Source organism: Bradyrhizobium manausense (assembly GCF_018131105.1).
Lineage (GTDB): Bacteria > Pseudomonadota > Alphaproteobacteria > Rhizobiales > Xanthobacteraceae > Bradyrhizobium > Bradyrhizobium manausense_B.
In genome coordinates this window covers 3824821-3848138 of the sequence record NZ_JAFCJI010000001.1, presented here as the reverse complement: position 1 = coordinate 3848138, position 23318 = coordinate 3824821, and the positions used below count along the sequence as shown (strand labels likewise).

The window sequence follows — 23318 nt, the reverse complement described above, 5'->3', positions numbered from 1 at the left end:
CTAGTCTCCTTCGTCAGGCTCGATCTCGCCCCGTCGCGCGCGTTCGGCGGCAAGGCGATGTTTCTTGGTATTGGTCGGGGCCGGCTTCTTTTGCTTTTGCGGCTTGGTGTTCTTGGTGGTTTTCGCACTGATCTCGGCGTGCGGCGCCTGCGGCGGCTCGATGCCGAGATCGCGGCGCATCTGGCGCTCTTCGGCCTTGCCGCGGCGCATGGATTCCGCGATCAGCTCATCGGTCAGCACCAGCCGTGCCTCGCCGATATCTTCCATCGTCAGGAGCACGTCGGCATCGTCGCTCGCCTTGGCGTCGTCGCGACGCAGATGCACGCGGTCGCCTTCGACGGCACCAAGCGTGCCACGGAACCGCTTGCGGCCTTCATGGGCGACGGCCATGTCGACCTTCACCAGATGGCCGGAATAGCGCTCGAAATCGGAGCGGCGTACCAGCGGACGGTCGATCCCCGGCGAGGAGATTTCCAGCCGATAGGCGCGGTCGATGGGGTCGGCGACGTCGAGCACGGGCGACAGTGCCCGCGAGATCGCTTCGCAATCCTCAAGCTGCATCGAACCGTCCGGCCGTTCGGCCATGATCTGCACGGTGCAGCCGGCCTCGCCAGAGATGCGGATCCGCACCAGGCGGTAGCCCATGCCTTCGAGCACGGGGCCTGCGACCGCCGACACCCGTGCCGCCACGCCCGGCTCGACCACGAGCCTCGGCTCGGCCAGCAACTCGGCATCGGTGGAACCAGTGGTCGGTTCGGTCATATCAGGGGTCAAGGCGCGCGTTGGTTAAAGCTTGGGTTAAGGCTTGGTTAAGACTTCAAGCCCGCTTCGGAACTTTCCCGACAGCGTCGGGCCGCATCTTCCGCCAAGCCGCGTTCAGGTAATAAAAAAGAGCGGGTCCTTTCGGGCCCACTCTCACTACGCGGATCGTATGAGAAGATGAATTGGCGCTGATATAGCTCTTTCCGCCGGCCCGGACAAGGCCCATCGCAAGCGGATGCGGGCTTTTTGCGCCCTGGCCGGCGGCCCCTGGGAGCGCCGACAGGCGCCTCAGGGAGCAACGCTTCCTTCACAAAACGGGCCTAAATTTCACGCCTGTGGGGCGGCTTGAGCCTATGGCGCGCCCACGGCGTGCCAGATCCGAGTTGCGTTTCATGTCCGTTGCCACGTCACTCATTCCAGGATTGGACGATATCGTCAGGCGTGGCGATCCCCGGCGTCGTGGCGAGATCGCGAGCGCCATTGCGGCGCTGTTCTTTCAGGACGCTTCAAGACTCCGTCCCGAGCTCATCGATCTCTTCGACAACCTTCTGATCGATCTCGTCCCGCATGCCGAGCTCGCCTCACGCGTCGACCTCGCCGAGCGCTTCTCGCGGCTGGACAATGCGCCGCCGCATCTCGTCGGTCAGCTCGCCCGCGAAAACGAGATCCTCGTGGCGGCCCCGGTGCTGCGCCGCTCACCCGTGCTCGATGAAGCCGCGCTCGTCGAGATCGCCCGGCTGAAAGGCCAGGGCCATTTGCTGGCGATGACGGAGCGGCCGACCTTGTCGACCGAGATCACCGACGTGCTGGTCGAGCGCGGCGACCGCGACGTGGTGCGCCGCGCCGCCGGCAATGCCGGCGCGATGTTCTCTGCCGGCGGCTACTCGGAGCTGATCAAGCGCGCGAGCCAGGACGGCGTGCTGACGCTCAAGATCGGCCAGCGCGCGGATCTCTCGGGCGAACACCTCAAAGAGCTTCTGGACGGCACGCTCGACGTCATTCGTCGTCGCCTCTCCACCGTGGTCAATCCGGCGCGTCAGGTCGAGATCAAGCGTGCCATGGCCGCGATCGAGGAAGCCGCGCGGCCATCGGGCCCACGACGCGATTTCTCGGACGCGCAACGCACGGTGCTCGGCCTGCATCGCGGCGGCCATCTCGGCGAGAGTGCGCTGCTCGGTTTCGCCAAAGCGCACAAATACGAAGAGTCAATCGCCTCGCTGTCGGCGATGGCTGGTGTCCGGCTTCCGATCCTTGACCGCCTGATCTCGGGCGATCGCTACGATCCGATCCTGGTCCTTGGCCGCGTCCTGAATCTCGGCTGGCCGACTGTGCGCGCGCTGGTCCTAATGTGGTACGGACCGCAACGCGCGCCGGCCGATGCCGATCTTGAGCAGGCGCGCATGAACTTCACCCGCCTGATGCCGGCGACGGCCGACCGTGTCGTGAATTTCTGGCGCAACCGGCAAACGATCTAGCGCCGTCGAAAGCGCAGATATGCCGCCTTGCGTCCTTCGCGCGCGGCCTTTCGCCCATAGCGCGTCATGGTGTAGCCGGCCCAGGGCTGGCGAAAATCGTCGGCGCGCTCCGCAAGCCAATGAAAATCCGGCGCGCGCGCAAGATGCGACAGCGTCCAGGCGCAGTAATCGTCGATATCGCAGACGAAGCGGAATTCACCGCCAGCCTTGAGCACGCGCGCCATCGCAGCGATCGTCCGGTCCTGGACGAAGCGCCGCTTCCAGTGTCGCCGTTTCGGCCAGGGGTCGGGGTGGATCAGATCGACCCGCGACAGCGAGGCATCGGGCAACCAGGCCAGCAGCTCGGCCGCATCGCCTGCGAACAGGCGGATGTTGGCGATGTTGGCCGCCTCGATCTGCGCGAGGATCTTGGCCATGCCGTTGACATAGGGCTCGCAGCCGATGAAGCCGGTCGTCGAAAAGGCCTGCGCTTCCGCGGCGAGATGCTCGCCACCGCCGAAGCCGATCTCGAGCCGCACATCTTCGGCCGCGGGATCGAAGATCTCGGCGGCGTTCGCGGGGCGCTCCGTCGTGATGTCGAGCGCGAGATGCGGCAGCAGATGATCGACCAGCTCGGCCTGGTGCTGCCTGAGCTTGTGGCCCTTGCGCCGTCCGAAGAACGCTCGCTCGCCGTCCGCGCGATCGGGATCCGATTTGCGTTCGCTCATCGCAGCGTCTGGTACAGGCGATAGAGCAGCCGGGCGCGCGGCTCGAGCGAGGAGACGTAGAGCTGCTCATAGTGCGTGTGCGCACCCTTGCCGTCGACGCCGAGCCCGTCGAGCGTGCCGGTGTGCGGCGCGGTGAAATTGCCGTCCGAGCCGCCGCCGGTGTGGGTGTCGATCAGCTCGAAGCCGATCTCCGCGGCGAGCGTCTTCGCATGCTCGTAGAGCGAGGCGCCCGCATTGCCCTTCTCATAGGGCGGACGATTGAGCTCGCCGGTGACGGTGACGGTCACGCCTTCGGTCTTCGACGTCAGTCCGAGAATCCTGCCGACGAATTCTTCTGCGTCAGCGAAGCTCGGCACGCGCAGATCGACTTCGGCATAGGCTTCTTCAGGCGTGACGTTGGGACGTGTGCCGCCGCGCACCACGCCGACATTGACGGTGACGCCGCGCTTCAGATCGTTCATCGCCTCCAGAGTCTGGATCACATTGGCGAGCTCGCGCACGGCGCTGCGGCCGTCTTCGGGGCGCGAGCCGGCATGTGCGGGCACGCCCTTGATGTAAATCCTGAATCGGCCGACGCCCTTGCGTCCGGTGACGATCTTGCCGCCGTCGCGCGCCGGCTCCGTCACGAGCACATATTTGGCCTTGCGTCCTTCCTGCTCGATGAGCGCGCGCGAGGTCGGGCTGCCGATCTCCTCGTCGGACGTGAACATGTGGGTGATGCCGAGCGGCGGCTGGTTGGGTGCAGCGCAAAGCTCGCGAAAGGCGTGATAGGCGATGTAGGCACCGCCCTTCATGTCGTAGATGCCGGGACCGAACGCGCTGTCGCCTTCGACCTTGAACGGCAGGCGCGCGATGAAGCCCATGGGATGAACGGTATCGAGATGACTGAGCACCAGGATACCGGGTCGGTCCTGGCCCCAGCTCGATCGCACCACGAGATGATCGCCGCAGCCATCGACGCCGGCGACGCGTTCGAGCGTCACGGGCAGATCGCGATAATGATCGGCAACCATCGAGGTCAGCTTGTTGACCTGCTCCGGTACTTCCGTCGGCGTCTCGATCTCCACCCAGCGGCGGATACCAGCGAGGATAGTTTGGGTATCGAACGGATTGGAGTTCGCCATGAACGTATCTGTGCCTTCAAATCTCATCATCTCGGCGGAAGCGGCGCAAAGCGCAGTCCGCAAATGACGACATAGGCCAGATTTGGCGCAGTCTCAAATCGGAATGAAGGCGCTTCAGCGCTTGTCGGGACCTTCGCGGGCGGCGATCTGCTCGACGAGGTCGACGATCGAACGGCGCAGCTTCGAATCGGTGATTCGCGTGAACGCCTTGGTCAAGGCGAGCCCTTCGGAGGTTGCGAGGAAGTCGGAGACATAGGAGGGCGAAGCGCCTTCCGCGAAGCCGTCTGGTCCGGCGACCCCGCTCGGTCCGCCCTCGAACAGGAACGACACCGGCACCTGCAGAATCTCGGCGATCTGCTGGATTCGGCTTGCACCAACACGGTTTGTGCCCTTCTCGTACTTCTGAATTTGCTGGAAAGTCAGGCCTAAAGCTTCCCCAAGCTTTTCCTGGCTCATGCCCAACATGATGCGGCGCATACGCACGCGACTGCCGACATATTTGTCAACAGGGTTGGGCGCTTTCGACATTTCCTCAGCCCTCCAAACACCACCGTCGGCGCAATAGAAAGAAATGCCTCAGGTGACAGCGACTCAAAACTTCACTCTGATTGGGGAAACATTGCGGAGAAATTTAGCAATGCACCACTGTCTTGTGCAGCCGGGGCAGAATGAGGAGCCCGCGTGCGGTCTGTCAACCGTGGGACTACGGTTGTCAAAGGATTCCGGCCGCATCGCCGGAAACCGCGAGCGACGGTGTGATCAGGGGTGCCGTTTGGCAACACGGCGTCGCACCGCGAAAATCACAGCCAGCGCGACGAGCATGGCTGCGGGGATGTCACCGACTCTCGCATAGACCGTGGGCGGAATTGCGGTGGGCAGGTTTGCATCCAAAATGCCTTCGATCCCGAGGCCGAGGCTGGCCACCGTGCGTCCGACCGGATCGACTACCGCCGAGATGCCGGTGTTGGCCGAGCGGACCAACGGCAGTCCGAGCTCGACGGCGCGCATCCGCGCCTGCTCCAGATGCTGGTACGGACCGGTCGAGATGCCGAACCAGCCGTCATTTGTCAGGTTCACCATCCAGCCCGGACGCTCGTCACGCGTGCCGACTTCACCGGGGAAGATCGCCTCGTAGCAGATCAAGGGGAGCGCGGGTGGTGCTCCCGGCACCCGCAGCACGTGCCGCACCGTACCGGGAATGAAGCCGCCGCGAACCCGCGTCAGTTGCTCGAAGCCGAGCTTCTCCATGGTGTCCTGGAACGGAAGATATTCGCCGAACGGAACCAAATGCAGCTTGTCGTACACCGCGAGCACGCTGCCGTCGTGGTCGATCACATAGATCGAATTGTAGGCGCGCGTGATCGGTGTGCCCGGCGGCAGATCGGGAGCGCGGACCGAACCGGTGATCAGCACCGTGCCCTTGGGCAGCAGCTCGGCGATCTCAGCCATCGCATCGGCTTCGCGGGTCAGGAAAAACGGAAAGGCGGATTCCGGCCAGATCAGGATGGTGGCATCGCGCACGCCGGTCGATTGGGGACCGGATGCGCGGTCGGACAGCGCCAGATACTTCTTCATCACCTCCGCTTTGGCGGAGTAGTTGAACTTGGCGTCCTGCTGGAGGTCCGGCTGCATCAGGCGCAGCTTGGTGCCCGCGACCATCGTGGTCGGATGCAGCGACAGGCGGATGGCGCCGAAGATGCCCATGACGACCAGCAGCGCGAGCGCAGCGGCCGGCACGCGCCACGCCAGGCTGCGATCGCGCGTGCGGTCGATCAGCGTTGCGGGGCTTGCGAAGATCGCAACCGTGAGGAAGGTCATGCCCCACTGGCCGATCAGCGAGGCGGTCTGCGCCAGCGCCAGCGGCTCCGACAAAGCATAGCCGAATGCGTTCCAGGGAAAGCCCGTGAGCACATGTCCGCGCAACCACTCGCTCACCGTGAGGCTCGCTGCGAGCGCGAGAATGCGGGTGGCATCCTTGGTCCAGAGCAGACGGGCCAGCGCGAAACCGATCGCGGTGAAAATGGAGAGATAGGCCGGCAGGCCCAGCACGGCGAAAGGCGTCAGCCAGGCGAATACGTCGGCATCGACGAAGAAGGCTTTCCCGATCCAGTAGAGGCCGGGAACGAAGTAGCCGAGTCCGAACCAGAAGCCGGTCAGCGCCGCCGCGGGCACGCCGCCATGTCGTCCGGCGCCTGCGCCGTCGATCAGCCAGACCAGCACCGGGAAGGTGATGAACAGCACCGGAAAGACATTGAACGGAGCCAGCGCCAGCACGGAGAATGCACCGCACACCATCGCAAGCACCGCGCGCTTCCATCCCCAGGTCAGGATGATCGCAAGTGCAATCTGCCGAAGTCGCTGAAATGCGGTCACTGCGGGCCGGTCCCGTCGGCAGGCGGCGGTGTCGGCGTGTCGCCGGCCGGCGGCTGACCGCTCTCGGGCGTTGCCTCGCGGCGGCTTCTCTCGCGCTGGGTGCGCGGCGCAGGGCGTTCCTTCCGCGTCGAGATGCGCAGCCGCTTGACGCGGCGCGGATCGGCATCGAGCACCTCGACCTCGTAATTGCCGGGACCCGAGATGACCTCGCCGCGGACCGGCAGGCGACCGACGTGACTGACGAGATAGCCGCCCAGCGTCTCCACTTCCTCGCCGGCTTCGCCGGTGACGAAGTCCTCGCCGATGACATTGCGCACATCGTCGAGGCTGGCGCGCGCGTCGGCAATGAAGGCGTTGTCGGGCAGCCGCACGATCGACGGCGGCTCGTCGCTGTCATGCTCGTCGTCGATCTCGCCGACGATCTGCTCGACGATATCTTCGAGCGAAACCAGCCCGTCGCTGCCGCCATATTCGTCGACGACCAGGGCGAGATGAATCCGTGTGGCCTGCATCTGCGCCAGCAGGTCGATCGCGCGCATCGACGGCGGCACATAGAGCAGCTTGCGGATGATGCGCGCATCCTGCAGCGGCATCGCGAGGTCGACGGCGCGCAAGTCCAGCCCGGCCGGCAGCGGCTTCTTGCGCTTGGTCTTGGTGGCTTCCGTCACGCGCGCCCGCGCGGTCATGAAGGCGAGCAAATCGCGAATGTGGACGATGCCGACGGGATCGTCGAGCGTCTCGTTGTAGACGACGAGGCGCGAATGGCCGGCGCTCTCGAAACGGTCCATCAATTCGCCGAGCGGAATGTCGCGCTTCACTGCGATGATGTCGGCGCGATGCACCATGACGTCGGCGATGCGCCGCTCGTGCAGGCCGAGGATGTTGCGCAGCATGGTGCGCTCGACCGCGGAGAAGCCGGTGTCGCCGGGCGTCGTCGCATCGAGCACGACCTGGAGATCGTCGCGCACCGATCCGGCCTTCCAGCCGAACAGCGTGCGGATCGCACGCAGTAGCCAGCCATCCGCGGTCGGGCGCAGCACCTCACCTGACGTCACCACGGCCGGCAGATTGGCCGTGTTGCGCGGATTGTCGTGGGTAGGCTCGGAGTCAGGCATCTCAGTGCGTCCCCGCGCGGTCTGCATAGGGATCGGGGATGCCGAGGTGAGCCAGGATCTCGGTTTCGAGCGCTTCCATCTCTTCCGCGTCGTCGTCGTTCTCGTGATCGTAGCCGATCAGGTGCAGGAAACCATGCACGGCGAGATGACTCAAATGATGATCGAACGGCTTGTGTTCTTCATCCGCCTCCCGCCGCATGGTCTCATAGGCGATCGCGATGTCGCCGAGCATGCGCGGCGCGTCGCCCGGCTTCCATTCGCCTTCCGGCTGGAGCGCGGGAAACGACAGCACGTTGGTCGGCTTGTCCAGGCCGCGCCAGTTGCTGTTGAGCGTGCGGATGCCGGCATCATCGGTCAGCATCACGGCTATTTCCGCGTCCGCGACATCTTCGTCGACAGATTCGGCGGCAGCCGCAACGGCGCGCTGGATCACGGTTTCAGCGTCAGGCTCGCTCTGCCAGCAATCGGCGACGACGAGGACCTCGGTGGTGGGAAGGTTGGGATGCGACATGGCTTTGTTCGGAACGATAAGGCGCGTATCCGCGCCAGCATGGCCCCGCTGTTGTCTCGTCAGGATTTGTTGCCGGCGGGTGGCCGTTGCGGCAACCCTTCGTAGGCGGAGACGATTCTTGCCACGAGTTCATGGCGGATCACGTCTTCAGCCTTGAAATGAACTTGCGCAATGCCTTCAACGCCGCTGAGCAGGCGGGTGGCCTCAGCGAGACCCGAGGTCTGGCCGTTCGGCAAATCGATCTGCGAGGGATCGCCCGTGACGATCATGCGGCTGTTCTCGCCAAGGCGCGTCAGGAACATCTTCATCTGCATCGATGTGGTGTTCTGGGCCTCGTCGAGGATGATCGCGGCGTTGGTCAGCGTGCGTCCGCGCATGAAGGCGAGCGGCGCGATCTCGATCTCGCCGGTTTGCAATGCGCGCTCGACGATGCGCGCGTCCATGAGGTCATAGAGCGCGTCGTAGATCGGGCGCAAATAAGGGTCGACCTTCTCGCGGAGGTCGCCGGGCAGGAAGCCGAGCCGTTCGCCGGCTTCCACCGCCGGACGCGACAGGATGATCTTGTCGACCTCCTTGCGCTCGAACAATTGCGCGGCATGCGCGACTGCGAGCCATGTCTTGCCGGTGCCGGCGGGGCCGATGCCGAACACCAGCTCGTGGCGCTTCAGCGCGCGAATGTAGGAGTCCTGCGCGGCGGTGCGCGCGCGCACGGGGCGCTTGCGCAAGTTGATGCTATCGAAGGCCGACTTCGCCGACTTGGCGTCGAACTCGAACAGCGACCCCTGTGCGATCACGGCGCGGATCGCGCCCTCGACTTCGCCCTGATCGACATCCTGTCCCTTCACGGCGTGGGCGTAGAGCGTCTCCAGCACGCGGCGCGCCGCGTCGCAGCCGTCGCGGGTGCCGCCGATGGTGATGTGGTTGCCCTTGGAGTCCACGACGACGCCGAGCCGCCGCTCGATCTGCGCCAGGTTCTGGCCGTAGGGGCCGACCAGCGCGGATGCGGCGCGGTTGTCGTCGAAGTCGATGACGACCTGGGTCTCGGGCGGAACTTGCATGTCGCGGTCAAATTTGCGGCTGGGAGCGATAGAAGACGAATCCGATGCGCTTTTGGGCAAGGGTTCAGGCTCCAGTGGCGATGGATGATGAAGCGGGCTCGCGCGCATTGCGCGGCGTCACGAGCTCACCGAGGAAACTGTAGCGCTCGAGGCTGTCGATCCTGACCGGCAGGATCTGGCCGATGATATCGGGCGAGGCCATCACATGCGCGGGCTGGAGGAAGGCGGTGCGGCCGACGATCTGGCCATCCCTGCGCGCCGGGCGTTCGAACAGCACATCGACCGTTGAGCCAATCGCAGCCCTGTTGAAGGCCGATTGCTGGCCGTCGATCAATTCCTGGAGCCGCTCCAATCGCTGGTCCATCTCGGCGGGGGACACCGTCTCCTGCATATCCGCGGCCGGCGTTCCCGGCCGGGCGGAGTATTTGAACGAATACGCAGCAGCGTAGCCGATTTGCGTGACAAGCGCGAGGGTGGCGAGAAAATCTTGCTCGCTCTCGCCGGGGAAGCCGACGATGAAATCTGATGAAAAAGCAATGTCTTGGCGCGCGGAGCGGAAACGGTCGATGACCCCTCGATAATCATCGGCGGTATGTTTCCGGTTCATGGCGGCGAGAATCCGGTCCGAACCCGACTGCACCGGCAGGTGCACGAACGGCATCAAGGCACCGAGATCGCGATGAGCTGCAATCAAACTGTCATCGACGTCGCGGGGATGGCTGGTCGAGTAGCGTAGCCGCGCGATACCGGGAATCTGCGCCAGGCGTTCCAGCAACTTGCCGAGGCCCCAGGTTTTTCCGTCCGGTCCCTCGCCGTGATAGGCGTTGACGTTCTGTCCGATCAGCGTGAGCTCTCGCACGCCGTTGTCGGCGAGTCTTTTCACGTCGTCGATGATCTTCGCGACCGGACGCGAGACCTCGGCGCCGCGCGTGTAGGGCACGACGCAGAAGGTGCAGAACTTGTCGCAGCCTTCCTGGACCGTGACGAAAGCGGAAATGCCGCGCGCGCGGATCGCGTCGGGTTTCGGCTGGGCGAGGAAGCCGAACTTGTCTGCGGCCGGAAACTCGGTCTCGATCGCGCGGCCCTCGTCGCGCGCCCGCTTCAAGAGCTCCGGAAGGTGGTGATAGCTCTGCGGGCCGACCACGACGTCAACCACGGGCGCGCGGCGCGTGATCTCTCCACCTTCGGCCTGGGCGACGCAGCCGGCGACGGCGATCTGCATGGCGCGGCCCCCGCGCGCGGCCTCGTCCTTGGCGACGCGCAGCCGGCCAAGCTCGGAATAGACCTTTTCGGAGGCCTTCTCGCGGATATGGCAGGTATTGAGGATGACGAGGTCGGCGTCCTCGGCGTTATCAGTCTCCACGAATCCTTCCGAAGCCAGCGTGTCCACCATGCGCTGGGCATCGTAGACATTCATCTGGCAGCCATATGATTTGATGTGCAGCTTGCGCGGCGGCTTCATGGAACCCGGAGGTGAGGTGGAGGACGGCCCTCAAATATAGGCTGGGGGGCCGAAAATCCAGCGATTGGGGCCTGCAAGCGGTCATTCCGGCGCGCGCGTCAGCGCGAACCCGGAATTTCGCGCCAAAACCTCAGGATTCCGGGTTCACGCGCGCCGCACATGCCCCGGAATGACCAAAAGGGACGAAATCAGCCCGTCAGGGCGTCCGCCGCGACCCGCCGGACCAGGTCCGGCAACTGATGCATGTCCGAGAAGGTCAGGTCAGCACCGGACTGGCGCAGGGTCTCGGCATGCCCGGTCCCGCAATGGCTGCCACCGCAAAAGCCGAACACCCTCATCCCGGCTGCCCGCGCGCCGGCGATGCCGGCGAGGCTGTCCTCGATCACGACGCAGCGCTCGGGCGAGACGCCCATTTCCCTCGCTGCAAACAGGAACAGGTCCGGTGCGGGCTTGCCGTTGGCCACTTGCGAGGACGAGAAGATGTTCGGCGCGAGGCGCTCATAGAGTCCCGTGCTTCCGAGACTCACACGCATGCGTGGATGCGAGCCGCTCGAGGCAACGCAGACGCGTTGCGTCACGACATCGAGCACGTCGTGGATGCCACGGATCGCTTCGAGGTCGGCCTCGAAGGCGCGAAACAGCTCGTCCTGGAGATCGCCGTGATAGGCCTCGGGCAGCTTGCGACCGAGTTCGGTTTCGATCTCGAGATTGGCCTGTTTGGTCGAGCGGCCGAGGAAGCGCGCGGACACTTGCGTCGGGGTGATCGGGTAACCGTGCCGGGTGAGCACGTCCGCATGTGCGCGACAGGAGATCACCTCGCTGTCCACGAGCACGCCGTCGCAATCGAAAATGATGAGATCGATGGACACGAGACTCAAGACGTCGGCTTGTCGTCGTCGAGCGGCACGCAATAGAGCTCGAGCCGGTGATCGACCAGCTTGTAGCCGAGCTTGCGGGCGATCTCGGCCTGGAGCTTTTCGATCTCTTCGGACGTGAACTCGATCACCTTGCCGTCGCGCAGATTGATGAGGTGGTCGTGATGGCTGTCACGCATCGTCTCGTAGCGTGCGCGGCCTTCGCGGAAATCGTGGCGTTCGATGATGCCGGCATCCTCGAACAGTTTCACGGTGCGATAGACCGTCGAGATCGAGATCTTGTCGTCGACCGCGACACAGCGTCGATACAATTCTTCGACGTCGGGGTGATCGACCGCTTCCGCAAGCACGCGCGCGATGACGCGGCGCTGCTCGGTCATGCGCATGCCGGTGGCGGCACAGCGCGCCTCGATGCCGGTCGCCTTGGATGCGGAGGAAGGTTTAAGTCCAGTCATATCGTGTCCGTCTGACGGGGCGCTTTCTGCCACCAATATTACGACAAGTCACGGCGCATCAGAAGTGCGTTCAATTGTTCCCCGTTGGCCTGCTTATAGTAGCGTTCGCGGCGCCCGACCACCACGAATCCGCCTTTGTCATAGAGCCGTCGCGCCGGCTGGTTGTTCTCCTCGACCTCCAGAAATATCGTGCGAACGCCGCGCCCCGCGAGATGACCGAGATGGGTCATCAGCAACGTGTGGGACAGGCCGCGGCCGCGATGGGACTGGTCGACCGCGACGGAGAGAATTTCGGCCTCGTCCGCGCCGATCCGCGACACCGCAAAGCCGATCGTCTTGCGCCCCAGGCGCAACCGATGCACGAGCGTATTGCGCTCGGTGAGCATGGTCTCGAATTCGGTTTCGCCCCAGCCGTGCGCGAAGGACGCGCCGTGGAGTTGCGCCAATCGCGCCGCGTCGCGGGTCGACGCCGTTTCGACGGCGGCGGTGCCGCCGCGCCACCATTCCAGAATCGATCTCATCATGAGCTTGCGGCTTGTGCGAGCGGCGGTTGCGCGGCCGGCTTTGCATCGGGGGCCTTCAGATAGAACGGCCGCGCCGGATTGGTGCCGGGATTGGCCGCCGCACCGAGCCACGCCACCCAGCTGATGTCGGGTGCGGGTTGTGCGTCGACCGAAGCGGGTTGCGGTCCATCCTTCGGCCAGCGCTCGGCGAGAATTTTGGCGGCGTTGCCGACCAGATGCGCTGCGCCGAATTGCGAGGCCGCGATCGCCTCGTCGATGGAAGCGATGCCCGGCCGCACCAGCTGGCCGCCGTCGCCGCCGACGATCTGGAAATAGACGTGATCGTGCCGCGCATCGATCGCCGAGATCACAGGCGCTGATCCACTCCGGCCGACAATGGGGGCTGCATAGGCCGATAGGGTCGTGAGGCCGACGGCCGGCCGCTTGGCCGCGAGCGCAAGTCCGCGGGCGGCCGAAATGCCGACGCGCAGGCCGGTGAAGCTGCCGGGGCCGACCGTGACGGCGATCCGGTCGAGCGCGGTGAAGGCGAGATCGGCCGACTGCATCACGCGCGCGATCATCGGCATCAGCGCCTCGGCATGGCCGCGCTTCATCAGCAACTGCTCCTGCGCCAGGAGCTCACCGGCGTCGGTGTCGAGAACGGCGGCCGCGCACGCCTCCAGCGCGGTATCGAGGGCAAGGATCAGCATGGCGCGATCATAGCATCGCCAACCGGATGATGCCTAAGCTTCTTGCCGTCATGGCCGAGCTTGACCCGGCCATCCACGACTTTGCAACCCCGAGAACATGGATGCCCGGGACGTCCAGCGCGAAGACGCGCTTCGCGCTTTTGCCCGGGCCTGACGCAGTCACATCGGCGCGCCGATCTCGCGCCTACATCGGCCGCACTTCAACCACGTCGGGCACAAAGTGCTTCAGCAAGTTCTGAATGCCGTGCTGGAGCGTCGCGGTCGATGACGGGCAGCCGGCGCATGAGCCCTTCATGTTGAGATAGACGATCCCGTCCTTGAAGCCGCGGAAGGTGATGTCGCCGCCGTCATTGGCGACGGCCGGCCGCACCCGCGTCTCGATCAGGTCTTTGATCATGTCGACCGTCTCGGCATCGGCTTCGTCGAAGAACTCGTCCCCGTCGTCGAGATCGGCATCGCTGTGCACCGTGCCGTCGGCGAGCAACGGCGCGCCGGACATGTAGTGCTCCATGATGGCACCCAGGATCGCGGGCTTGAGCTGCTGCCATTCACCGTCCGCCTTGGTGACGGTGATGAAATCCGATCCGTAGAACACGCCCGTGACGCCAGGCACCTCGAACAGCTTTTCCGCGAGCGGCGAGCGCGTTGCAGATTCGCGGCTCGCAAACTCCATCGGGCTGCCGTCGGAAACGGCGCGGCCGGGGATGAACTTCAGCGTGGCGGGATTGGGGGTGGCTTCGGTTTGAATGAACATGGTTTTCTCCAGACGTCGCCGGTTCAAGGCCAGCGCGTGCCCTATCCACTAGCAGATGGCGACGGAGAACGCACGATCAAGGGGTGAAGCAAGGTTCACCCTGAGATTTCAGCAGGTTAAGGCGTCTTCACCCTCCGCTCAGGGAGGGTGAAGATCGCGATCAGCGCCGGCGGATGAAGCCGACGATGTCCTTGGAGAGGTTCATGGTCTCCTCGGCGATGACACGGGCCCGGTCGGAACCGTCGTTCAGGATGGTGTCGATATGGCCGGGATCGGAGACCAGGCGCTTCATCTCGCCGGCGATCGGCGCGAGCTTGGTGACGCACAGCTCCGCCAGCGCGTTCTTGAAGCTGGAGAACTGGCCACCGCCGAATTCGCGGAGCACGTCGGCCTTGGAGCGGTCGGAGAGCGCGGCGAAAATGCCGACGAGATTGTCGGCCTCGGGGCGCGCTTCCAGGCCTTTTTCCTCTGATGGCAACGGCTCCGGATCGGTCTTCGCCTTGCGGATCTTCTGCGCGATGGTGTCGGCGTCGTCGGTCAGATTGATGCGCGAATTGTCCGACGCATCCGACTTCGACATCTTCTTGGTGCCGTCGCGCAAGGACATCACGCGCGTCGCCGGGCCCGTGATGAAGGGTTCCGGCAGCGGGAAGAACAGGCCGTCATTGGTGCCCTGCGCGCGAATGGAATCGCCGAAGTCATTGTTGAACTTCTGCGCGATGTCGCGCGAGAGCTCGAGATGCTGCTTCTGGTCCTCGCCGACAGGAACGTGGGTGGCGCGATAAACCAGAATGTCGGCGGCCATCAGCACGGGATAGTCGTATAGCCCGACGGATGCGTTCTCGCGGTTCTTGCCAGCCTTCTCCTTGAACTGGGTCATGCGGTCGAGCCAGCCCGTGCGCGCGACGCAGTTGAAGATCCAGGCAAGCTCGGCATGGCCGGAGACCTGGCTCTGGTTGAACACGATGTGCTTCTTCGGGTCGATGCCGGCCGCGATGAACGCCGCGGTCACCTCACGGGTGTTGCGCGCGAGCTCGACCGGTCCGCCCCAGACGTCCAGGCCTTGCGTGATCGCGTGCATGTCGACGACGCAATAGATGCAGTTATGAGTTTCCTGCATCTTCACGAAGTTGACGATCGCGCCGAGGTAATTGCCGAGGTGCAGATTGCCCGTCGGCTGGACGCCTGAAAAAACCCGTTCAACGAATGGCATGGTCAGTTTTCCTGAGAGGTCGCCGTCGTTTCCAACAGCGGCGCTGCTCCGTCAAGGGCAATTCGTCAGGCGGGCCGCTTCAGGGCCTTAACCGCCTCGCGCCAGGAGGCTGCGCCGAGGATTTGCAGGAGCAGGACGTAGACGGCGATGCCTGCCGCGATCTGCAGGCCCAGCACGACGAGCCGGACGAGGCCGTGGGCCTCCGCCGGCATCAGCCCCGTTGTCAGCCAGAGCAGGGCACCCATGCTGGCGGCGGCGAGCACGATCCGCGGCAGCCGCTTGCGGGCGGCCGCGTCGACCGAAAAGCCGAATTCGCTGGTGCCCTTCCGAAGCAGCGAGACTGCGCTGCTCCAGGCGCCGGCCGCGATGCTGGCGGCGATCCCGCTCGCGCCGAAGAAATGGCCGAGCAGGACAGCAAGCGCCACCGCGACCACAAGGCCTTTGGCCGTGGCGAGCAGCGGCGTCATCGTGTCGCTGCGCGCATAGAAGGCCGGCGACAGCGCCTTGATCAGCACATGCGCCGGCAGGCCGAGCGCCAGCCACATCAGCGCGTGTGCAGTCGCCGCGCTGTCCCCCGCACCGAATGCGCCATGCTCGAACAACAGCCGAACGATCGGCTCGGCCAGTATGGCGAGACCAAGCGTGGCCGGCAGCGCGAGCCCGGTCGCAAGTTCCAGCGCGCGCGATTCCGCATGCGCGACGGCCTCGCGGTCGCCGCTTCCGACCGCACGCGTCAATTCCGGCACCAGCACCGTACCCATGGCGACGCCGACAATGCCGAGCGGCAGTTCGATCAGGCGGTTGGCGAAATAGAGCCAGGACAGGGCCGACGGCGTCGCCGAGGCGATGATCGCACCTGCTACCATCAGCCATTGCGGGCCCGAGCTTGCGATCATGCCGGGAATGGCTTTCGCGAAGAAGCTGCGCATCTCCTTGTCGAAGCTTGCACGCAACGGCGTCGCAAGACGCGCACTTCGTTGCGAGACCAGCATCAGCAGTTGCAGCAGCCCGGCGATTCCGACGGTCGCCGCGAGCATCCATGCGGCAAGGGACGCATCGGCGTGCCGCAGCAGCAGCGCGACGATGGTCGCAATCAGCGCGATATTGAACAGCAGTGGCGAGAACGCCGTGAGAGCAAATCGTCGCTGCGCATTCAGCAGCCCCATCAGCACGGTGACCGGGCCGGCAAAGGCGAGATAGGGCAGCATCAGCCGCGCGTTCTGGACCGCGAGATCGAGCGTGGGGCTTCCGACGAAGCCCGGCGCGATGACCATGATGATCACAGGCATCGCGACGGCAATGCCGATCGAGATCAGGATCAGCGCCGCGCTGACCGTGCCGAGTACACGTCCGGCGAATGCGGAGGCGGCCTCTGCGCCATCGCGCTCACGGACGCGCAGCCAGGCCGGGACCAGCGCCGCATTCAGCGCTCCTTCGCTGAGCAGCCGGCGTACCACATTGACGAGCTGAAAGGCCGCCAGAAACGCATCCGCCACGGCGCCGGTGCCGAGCAGCGCCGCGATCAGGGAATCGCGCGCGAAGCCCAGCAGCCGCGAGGCCAGTGTTCCCGTTGAGACGGTCAGGAAGGAGCGGATCATGCTCTTTAATAATACCGTTGCTTGCCCGCGAAGGGCCGGTCGTGATAGGCCGCGAGCCAGATTTCAGACCGACAGGAAGCGGATTTTGGCGGGTATCGCAATCCGGCAAACAGGATCAAGGTGAATGGCTGACGTGAAATATGACGTTCTCGGCATCGGCAACGCGTTGTTCGACGTGCTGGTTCGGACCGACGAGGCTTTTCTCGCCAGGCACGGCATGACCAAGGGCAGCATGTCCCTGATCGACGAGGCGCGAGCCGCCGCGATCTACGCCGACATGGGCCCGGCGACGGAAGTCTCCGGCGGCTCGGCCGCCAACACCATCGTCGGCATCGGCAGCCTCGGTGCGCGTGCCGCCTATGTCGGCAAGGTCAAGGACGACCAGATCGGCAAGCTCTACGTCCACGACATCCGCGCCGCTGGCGTCGCCTTCAACACGCCCGCTGCCAAGGACGGCCCCGCCACCGGCTGTTCCTACATTCTGGTGACGGGCGATGGCGAGCGCACCATGAACACCTATCTCGGCGCCGCGCAGGATCTCTCGTCCGCCGATATCGATCCGGCCGACATCGCGGCTGCCAAGATCGTCTATCTCGAGGGCTATCTCTGGGATCCGCCGGGCGCCAAGGAAGCCTTCCTGAAGGCTTCCAAGATCGCTCACGAGGCCGGCCGCAAGGTGGCACTGACGCTGTCGGACTCCTTCTGCGTCGGCCGCTATCGCGACGAGTTTCTGGGGCTGATGCGCAACGGCACCGCGGACATCGTGTTCGCCAACGAGTCGGAGCTGCACTCGCTCTACGAGACCTCCGATTTCGACACCGCGCTCAAGCAGCTGCGCAGCGACGTCAAGCTCGGCGTGGTCACCCGCAGCGAGAAGGGTTGCGTTGTGGTCACGCCGACGGACGCCGTCGCAGCGCCGGCCTCGCCGATCACGCAGCTTGTCGACACCACCGGCGCCGGCGATCTCTTCGCCGCCGGCTTCCTCTACGGCCTCGCGCGCGATCTCTCTCACAAGCAGTGCGGTGAGCTCGGTGCGCTCGCCGCAGCCGAAGTCATCCAGCACATCGGTGCAAGGCCGCAGGTGTCGCTGAAGGAATTGGCCCGGCAGCGCGGGCTGACGGTTTAGTTTCTGTCGTCCTGGACAGGCGAGCGGAGCGAGCGCTGATCCAGGACCCATTACCCCTGCGGGCTGTTGCTTGAATCGATGCCGATGAGGCGTCCGTCGCAACGCAGAGTTGGGATAATGGGTCCTGGCTTTCGCCAGGACGACGCCGATAGACAAGCCCGATTGGCGTCACGCCGTCTTCGCCGCCTTCAGCCCCAACCGCTGCTCCACCGCATCGCGCATCACGAATTTCTGGATCTTGCCGGTCACTGTCATTGGAAATTCGTCGACGAATTCCACGTAGCGCGGGATCTTGTTGTGGGCGATCTGGCCGTCGCAGAAGGCGCGGACTTCTTCCGCGGTCAGCGTCTCGCCTGACCGAACGCGGATCCAGGCGCAGAGCTCTTCGCCATAGCGGGTGTCTGCCACGCCGAAAATCTGTACGTCCTGGATCTTGGGGTGACGGTACAGGAACTCCTCGATCTCGCGCGGATAGAGGTTCTCGCCGCCGCGGATCACCAGGTCCTTGATGCGGCCGACGATGTTGCAATAGCCCTCATCGTCGATGGTGGCGAGATCGCCGGTGTGCATCCAGCCATTGGTGTCGAGCACGTCGCCGGTCTTTTCCGCCTCCTCCCAATAGCCCAGCATGACGCTGTAACCGCGGGTGCAGAGCTCGCCGCGTTCGCCGCGCTTGACGATCCTGCCTTCGAGATCGACGACCTTCACCTCGACATGCGGATGAATCCGCCCGACGGTGGAGACGCGCCGCTCGAGCGGATCGTCCGTCGCGCTCTGGAAGCTGACGGGGCTGGTCTCGGTCATGCCATAGGCGATGGTGACCTCTCGCATGTTCATCTCGGTGTTGACGCGCTTCATCACCTCGATCGGGCAGGGCGCGCCGGCCATGATGCCGGTGCGCAGCGATTTCAGATTGAAATTCTTGAACTCGGGGTGGTCGAGCTCCGCGATGAACATGGTCGGCACGCCGTAGAGCGTCGTGCATTTCTCCTGTTCGATCGCGCGCAGTGTCGCCAGCGGATCGAAGCCCTCGCCGGGATAGACCATGGTGGTGCCGAGCGTGACGGAGGCGAGATTGCCCATCACCATGCCGAAGCAATGATAGAGCGGCACCGGAATGCAGATGCGGTCCTGTTCGGTGAGGCGCATCGCGCGGCCGGTGAAATAGCCGTTGTTGAGGATATTGTGGTGCGTCAGCGTCACGCCCTTGGGAGAGCCCGTGGTGCCGCTGGTGAACTGGATGTTGACGGGATCGTCGAACTGAAGCGCCGCGCCGAGCGCGGCGAGCTGCTCGCGACGCTCCGCCTTGCCCATGCGCGCGACTTCCTCGAAGGCGACCGTGCCGGATGCTGACGGGCCGCCAATCTGGATCACCATCCGCAGGGCTGGCAGCCGTGCCGCCCGCAGTTTCCCCGGCGTAGCGCTCGCCAACTCGGGCAGCAGCGTATTGAGCATCTCCATGTAGTTGCTGGTCTTGAACGCCGTCGCGCTGACGATCGCGGCGCAGCCGACCTTCTTCAGCGCGAACTCCAGCTCGCTGAGCCGATAGGCGGGATTGATCGTCACCAGGATCAGGCCCGCCTTGGCGGCGGCGAACTGGGTCAGCGTCCATTCCGGCCGGTTCAGCGACCAGATGCCGATCCGCTCGCCGCGTTCGAGGCCGAGCGCGAGAAAGCCCGCAGCGAGCGCGTCGACGCGCTCGGCGAACTCCGCCCAGGTCCATCGCACGCCATGGCTGGGCGAGACCAGCGCCTCGCGCTTCCCCCAGCGCCGTACCGCATGGTCGAGGCTGCGACCGATGGTGTCACCGAGCAGCGGCGTATCCGAGATGCCGCAAACGTAGCTGTCGGCTTTGCCTGCAAGATCGTTCGCCAAGGTCGTCTCCTCGAAATGATTGCCTCGTGCCCGAAGCCGATCGCGCTTGGGCACGAGGTTATCCCTTGCCGGGAAGGCGCGCGACGCCGCGCGCCTCATACTAAGGGGTTAGGCCGCCTTCTTGCCGCTCCCCGCATCGAGCCCGGCATAGACGCCACGCTCGAATCCCGCGAATGCCTGCAGGCATTTCGCGTCGGCAAACGGCAAGAGCTGCATCAGGATCACGCCGGTGACGTCGCGCGCCGGGTCGATCCAGTAATAGGTGTTGGCAAGGCCCGCCCAGGCGAGGCTGCCGGCGCTGCGGCCCTCCGCAGTCTTGGCGGTGTTGATCATGAAGCTGAGGCCCCATTTCTTCACCTGCTCCGGGTAGAGATCGACGTCGTTGGTGTACATCGGCGCGGCCGTCGCCAGCCGGTTCATGTTCAGATCGCCCATCTGGTTCTGGCTCATGGCGGCGATCGTCTCTGGCTTCAGCACCTGGTTGCCGTTGCCGCGGCCCTTGTTCAGGATCATCTGGGTGAACTTGATGTAATCGGCCGCGGTCGAATAGAGGCCGCCGCCGCCCATGTGGAATTCCGGATTCTGCTCGAGCTCGAACGGAATTGCGGCAAGCTGGCCATCCTCGCCGCGCGCATGCATGCCGACGAGACGCTTGCGCATGTCGTCGGTGATCTTGAAGCCGGTGTCGGACATGCCGAGCGGCGCAAACATATTGTCACGCAAGTAAGCATCGAGCCGCTTGCCGCTGACGGCTTCCACCGCCTTGCCGATGAAATCGATATTGGTGCCGTATTCCCAGCGCGTGCCGGGATCGGTCATGACAGGCGTCTTCAGCGCGGCGTTCTGGCAGGTGGTGATCGGGGGGATGCCGGCCTTCTCCAGGTAAACGGCGAGATCGGCGTTCCACATGTTGTAGGCGAAGCCGGCGGTGTGCGTCATGAGCTGGCGCAAGGTGATCGCGGTCTTCGCCGGCCGCAGCTTTGGCTCGCCCTTGGCATCAAAGCCTTCCAGCACCTGCGGCTTGGCGAGATCGGGCAGCAGGGATCCGATCGGCGCGTCAAGTGACAACTTGCCCTGCTCGACCAGCTGCATCGCGCCGGCCGATGTCACCGCCTTCGTCATCGAGGCGATCCAGAACACACTGTCCGCCGTCATCGCATCGGGCTTGGAAAGGTCGCGCTTGCCGAATGCGCCCTGATAGAGAACTTCGCTGCCGCTGGCGGCGATCGCAACAACGCCGGGAATTTCCTTGGCGTCGCTTGTCTTGCTCAGAATCTGATCGATCTCAGCTTTGCTTTGCATACGCGTTTCCTCCGGTTTGATTATTCTTGGAAGTGATCGGATTGTCCTCCCGCATCCGCTGCGCGGCAAGCGTGGCGATATGCACCCTGCGGTCGCGATGTCGTGACTTGACGGTCTGTGCTCTGCGCGGGACGACTGATCTGCAACACTTTTTCACAATCTGCGGTGGATGGCCGCAACCAGCCGTGACCTTGGATGGGCTCAGGCGATATGTTTTGGGTGTTTGAAGCACTAGAAACATTTTGTGCGTTGCGGCGTTCAGTTTACGGCCCGATCGGCGGCTGACGTTAAGACTTGAAGCAAATTTGGCGGCCGTCCTCCGGCCGCGAGGGGACCTGAGATGATTTCGACCTGGAGTGAATGGAAGCGCTATCCCCGTCCTGGACGGGGCGACAATCTGGAAGCGCCGATCTCGCCCGGTATTTACGAGGTGCGCGTTGCCGGCACCGGTGCACTCTATTCCTTCGACGCGGTCGACAATCTGGCGCAGTCGCTGGCGCTGCTGCCGGTCGGCTCGAAATCCTGGTTCGGCCGCCGAGACACCTCGGACGCGCCCGATCTTGAGTATCGGACCTGTGCGACCTCCTCGAAGGCCGGCGCCAAGGCAGCCGCCGAACGCATGATCGGCAGGCGCGAGACCTATATCAACGGCGCGGCGTAATCCCGCGGCTCTCAGCTTAACTCCCATCAGATGTGCGTTGCGGGACGGTGCATTGCGCGCCTGATATCCCTATATTCCGGGCCGATCTGATCGCCCCGAGGGAGTAACGCCATGACGCCGACCGCCGCCGCACGCGCCCAGCACGCCACCGCCAACCTGCGTGACCGGTTGAAGGACCCATCGCTGCTCAAGGAGGCTTGCTATATCGACGGCGCCTGGGTCGGCACATCAGTCTTCGCCGTGAACAATCCCGCCACCGGCGTCGAAATCGCAAAAGTCCCGCAGCTTGGCGCGGATGATACGACGAAGGCGGTCGAAGCCGCCCAGCGTGCCTTCCCGGCCTGGGCCAAGCACACCGCCAAGCAGCGCTCCAACATCCTGCGCAAATGGTTCGAGCTGATCATCGCCAACCGCGAGGACCTCGCGCTGATCCTCACGTCCGAGCAAGGCAAGCCGTTGTCGGAAGCGCTTGGCGAGGTCGATATCGGTGCCGCCTATATCGAGTTCTTCGCCGAGGAAGCCCGTCGCGTCTATGGCGAGACCATCCCGACGCAGCGGGCCGACGCGCGCCTGCTCGCGATCAAGCAGCCGATCGGCGTCTGCGGCGCCATCACGCCGTGGAATTTTCCGAACTCGATGATCACGCGCAAGGTCTCGCCGGCGCTCGCCGCAGGTTGCACCGTGGTGCTCAAGCCCGCCAACGAGACGCCGCTCTCGGCCCTGGCGCTGGCCGTGCTCGCCGAGAAGGCCGGCATCCCCAAGGGCGTGCTCAACATCATCACCGGTGACGCGCCGCCGATCGGCAAGGTGCTGTGCGAGCATCCGGCCGTGCGCTTCGTCGGTTTCACCGGCTCGACCGCGGTCGGCAAGATCCTCTATCAGCAGGCGTCCGTCGGCGTGAAGCGGCTCGGCCTCGAGCTTGGCGGCAACGCGCCGTTCGTGGTGTTCGACGATGCCGACATCGACGCCGCGGTCGAAGGCGCGATGGTCTCGAAGTACCGCAACATGGGCCAGACCTGCGTCTGCGCCAACCGCATCTACGCCCAGGACAGGATCTATGACGAGTTCGTCAAGAAGCTGTCGGCGAAGGTCGCGGCGATGAAGATCGGCGACGGCACGGAAGCCGGCGTCACGCAAGGGCCGCTGATCAACATGAAGGCGATCGACAAGGTCGAACGCCACATTGCGGATGCCGTCAAGCGCGGCGCCAAGGTCGTCACCGGCGGCAAGCGCAGCGAGCTCGGGCGCTCCTTCTTCGAGCCGACCGTGCTGGCCGATGTGAAGCCCGACTCGCTGGTGTCGCAGGAAGAGACCTTTGGCCCGATTGCACCGGTGATCCGCTTCAAGGACGAGGCCGATGTGGTCGCGATGTGCAACGCTTCGCCGTTTGGCTTGGCGTCGTACTTCTACTCCCGCGATCTCGGCCGCGTCTGGCGCGTCGCCGAAGCACTGGAGTCAGGCATGGTCGGCGTCAACACCGGCCTGATCACCACCGAGGTTGCGCCCTTCGGTGGCGTCAAGGAAAGCGGCCTCGGCCGCGAAGGCTCGCGTCACGGCATGGAAGAATATGTCGAGATCAAATACGTGATGATGGCGGGGGTGTGAGTCTGGTCGTCCTGGCGAAAGCCAGGACCCATTACCCTAGGGAGTAGTTTGACG

The 23318-nt window shown here is 64.6% G+C and carries 22 protein-coding genes; 4 read left to right on the top strand and 18 right to left on the bottom strand.

Annotated elements, in window-relative coordinates:
- Window positions 1–762, bottom strand: a complete 762-nt coding sequence (gene rimP, locus JQ631_RS18345; protein ID WP_212328076.1) for a ribosome maturation factor RimP — start codon at window positions 760–762, stop codon at window positions 1–3.
- Between the two features lie 392 nt (window positions 763–1154).
- On the opposite strand from rimP, the gene JQ631_RS18340 reads away from it, so the two are divergent.
- Window positions 1155–2237, top strand: a complete 1083-nt coding sequence (locus JQ631_RS18340) for a DUF2336 domain-containing protein (protein WP_212328075.1) — start codon at window positions 1155–1157, stop codon at window positions 2235–2237.
- Here the strand turns inward: JQ631_RS18340 and trmB are convergent.
- The 15 genes from trmB to murJ form a co-directional block, all read right to left on the bottom strand.
- A complete protein-coding gene (trmB, locus tag JQ631_RS18335) occupies window positions 2234–2944 on the bottom strand; it encodes a tRNA (guanosine(46)-N7)-methyltransferase TrmB (protein ID WP_212328074.1) in 711 nt (236 codons plus the stop codon). The two genes, JQ631_RS18340 and trmB, sit on opposite strands and share 4 nt — an antisense overlap.
- Window positions 2941–4098, bottom strand: coding sequence for a M20 family metallopeptidase (locus JQ631_RS18330; protein ID WP_212328073.1), 1158 nt, complete (start codon window positions 4096–4098; stop codon window positions 2941–2943). Before JQ631_RS18330 ends, trmB begins: the two co-directional genes overlap by 4 nt.
- 84 nt (window positions 4099–4182) lie before the next feature.
- Window positions 4183–4596 (bottom strand): helix-turn-helix domain-containing protein, encoded by a 414-nt coding sequence (locus JQ631_RS18325; protein WP_057746952.1) that lies wholly within the window; start codon window positions 4594–4596, stop codon window positions 4183–4185.
- Between the two features lie 231 nt (window positions 4597–4827).
- The gene (lnt, locus tag JQ631_RS18320) at window positions 4828–6441 is read right to left on the bottom strand and encodes an apolipoprotein N-acyltransferase (protein WP_212328072.1); all 1614 of its coding nucleotides are present in this window, start codon (window positions 6439–6441) and stop codon (window positions 4828–4830) included.
- Window positions 6438–7556, bottom strand: a complete 1119-nt coding sequence (locus tag JQ631_RS18315) for a hemolysin family protein (RefSeq protein ID WP_249160330.1) — start codon at window positions 7554–7556, stop codon at window positions 6438–6440. The genes lnt and JQ631_RS18315 overlap by 4 nt, the downstream gene beginning before the upstream one ends.
- A 1-nt stretch (window position 7557) precedes the next feature.
- Window positions 7558–8067, bottom strand: a complete 510-nt coding sequence (gene ybeY / locus JQ631_RS18310; RefSeq protein WP_212328070.1) for an rRNA maturation RNase YbeY — start codon at window positions 8065–8067, stop codon at window positions 7558–7560.
- Window positions 8068–8126: 59 nt separating this feature from the next.
- A complete protein-coding gene (locus tag JQ631_RS18305; protein ID WP_027531542.1) occupies window positions 8127–9125 on the bottom strand; it encodes a PhoH family protein in 999 nt (332 codons plus the stop codon).
- Between the two features lie 64 nt (window positions 9126–9189).
- Complete coding sequence (gene miaB / locus JQ631_RS18300; protein WP_212328069.1) at window positions 9190–10587, bottom strand: tRNA (N6-isopentenyl adenosine(37)-C2)-methylthiotransferase MiaB; 1398 nt, start codon at window positions 10585–10587, stop codon at window positions 9190–9192.
- A gap of 188 nt (window positions 10588–10775) precedes the next feature.
- Window positions 10776–11456 carry an HAD family hydrolase gene (locus JQ631_RS18295; RefSeq protein ID WP_212328068.1) on the bottom strand — a complete coding sequence of 227 codons (681 nt, stop codon included), beginning with the start codon at window positions 11454–11456 and terminating at the stop codon, window positions 10776–10778.
- A 5-nt stretch (window positions 11457–11461) separates the two neighbouring features.
- Complete coding sequence (locus JQ631_RS18290) at window positions 11462–11917, bottom strand: Fur family transcriptional regulator (RefSeq protein ID WP_057746941.1); 456 nt, start codon at window positions 11915–11917, stop codon at window positions 11462–11464.
- A 38-nt stretch (window positions 11918–11955) separates the two neighbouring features.
- Complete coding sequence (gene rimI / locus JQ631_RS18285) at window positions 11956–12441, bottom strand: ribosomal protein S18-alanine N-acetyltransferase (protein WP_212328067.1); 486 nt, start codon at window positions 12439–12441, stop codon at window positions 11956–11958.
- Window positions 12438–13130, bottom strand: a complete 693-nt coding sequence (gene tsaB / locus JQ631_RS18280) for a tRNA (adenosine(37)-N6)-threonylcarbamoyltransferase complex dimerization subunit type 1 TsaB (protein ID WP_212328066.1) — start codon at window positions 13128–13130, stop codon at window positions 12438–12440. Before tsaB ends, rimI begins: the two co-directional genes overlap by 4 nt.
- A gap of 184 nt (window positions 13131–13314) precedes the next feature.
- The gene (locus JQ631_RS18275; RefSeq protein WP_212328065.1) at window positions 13315–13884 is read right to left on the bottom strand and encodes a NifU family protein; all 570 of its coding nucleotides are present in this window, start codon (window positions 13882–13884) and stop codon (window positions 13315–13317) included.
- Window positions 13885–14044: 160 nt separating this feature from the next.
- Window positions 14045–15097 carry a tryptophan--tRNA ligase gene (gene trpS / locus JQ631_RS18270; protein ID WP_212328064.1) on the bottom strand — a complete coding sequence of 351 codons (1053 nt, stop codon included), beginning with the start codon at window positions 15095–15097 and terminating at the stop codon, window positions 14045–14047.
- 65 nt (window positions 15098–15162) lie between these two features.
- Complete coding sequence (gene murJ / locus JQ631_RS18265; RefSeq protein WP_212328063.1) at window positions 15163–16695, bottom strand: murein biosynthesis integral membrane protein MurJ; 1533 nt, start codon at window positions 16693–16695, stop codon at window positions 15163–15165.
- Window positions 16696–16819: 124 nt separating this feature from the next.
- On the opposite strand from murJ, the gene JQ631_RS18260 reads away from it, so the two are divergent.
- Window positions 16820–17821 (top strand): adenosine kinase, encoded by a 1002-nt coding sequence (locus JQ631_RS18260; protein WP_212328062.1) that lies wholly within the window; start codon window positions 16820–16822, stop codon window positions 17819–17821.
- A 168-nt stretch (window positions 17822–17989) separates the two neighbouring features.
- Here JQ631_RS18260 and JQ631_RS18255 read toward each other — a convergent pair whose 3' ends face one another.
- Both JQ631_RS18255 and JQ631_RS18250 read right to left on the bottom strand, forming a co-directional pair.
- Window positions 17990–19795 carry an AMP-binding protein gene (locus JQ631_RS18255; protein ID WP_249160326.1) on the bottom strand — a complete coding sequence of 602 codons (1806 nt, stop codon included), beginning with the start codon at window positions 19793–19795 and terminating at the stop codon, window positions 17990–17992.
- Window positions 19796–19804: 9 nt separating this feature from the next.
- The gene (locus JQ631_RS18250; RefSeq protein ID WP_212328060.1) at window positions 19805–20998 is read right to left on the bottom strand and encodes a serine hydrolase domain-containing protein; all 1194 of its coding nucleotides are present in this window, start codon (window positions 20996–20998) and stop codon (window positions 19805–19807) included.
- Between the two features lie 340 nt (window positions 20999–21338).
- Between JQ631_RS18250 and JQ631_RS18245 the strand changes: the two genes are divergently transcribed.
- Both JQ631_RS18245 and JQ631_RS18240 read left to right on the top strand, forming a co-directional pair.
- Window positions 21339–21659: a hypothetical protein gene (locus tag JQ631_RS18245; protein WP_212328059.1), complete on the top strand. Its 321-nt coding sequence runs from the start codon at window positions 21339–21341 to the stop codon at window positions 21657–21659.
- Window positions 21660–21770: 111 nt separating this feature from the next.
- Window positions 21771–23264 carry an NAD-dependent succinate-semialdehyde dehydrogenase gene (locus JQ631_RS18240; RefSeq protein WP_212328058.1) on the top strand — a complete coding sequence of 498 codons (1494 nt, stop codon included), beginning with the start codon at window positions 21771–21773 and terminating at the stop codon, window positions 23262–23264.
- The last annotated feature ends 54 nt before the right edge of the window (window positions 23265–23318 follow it).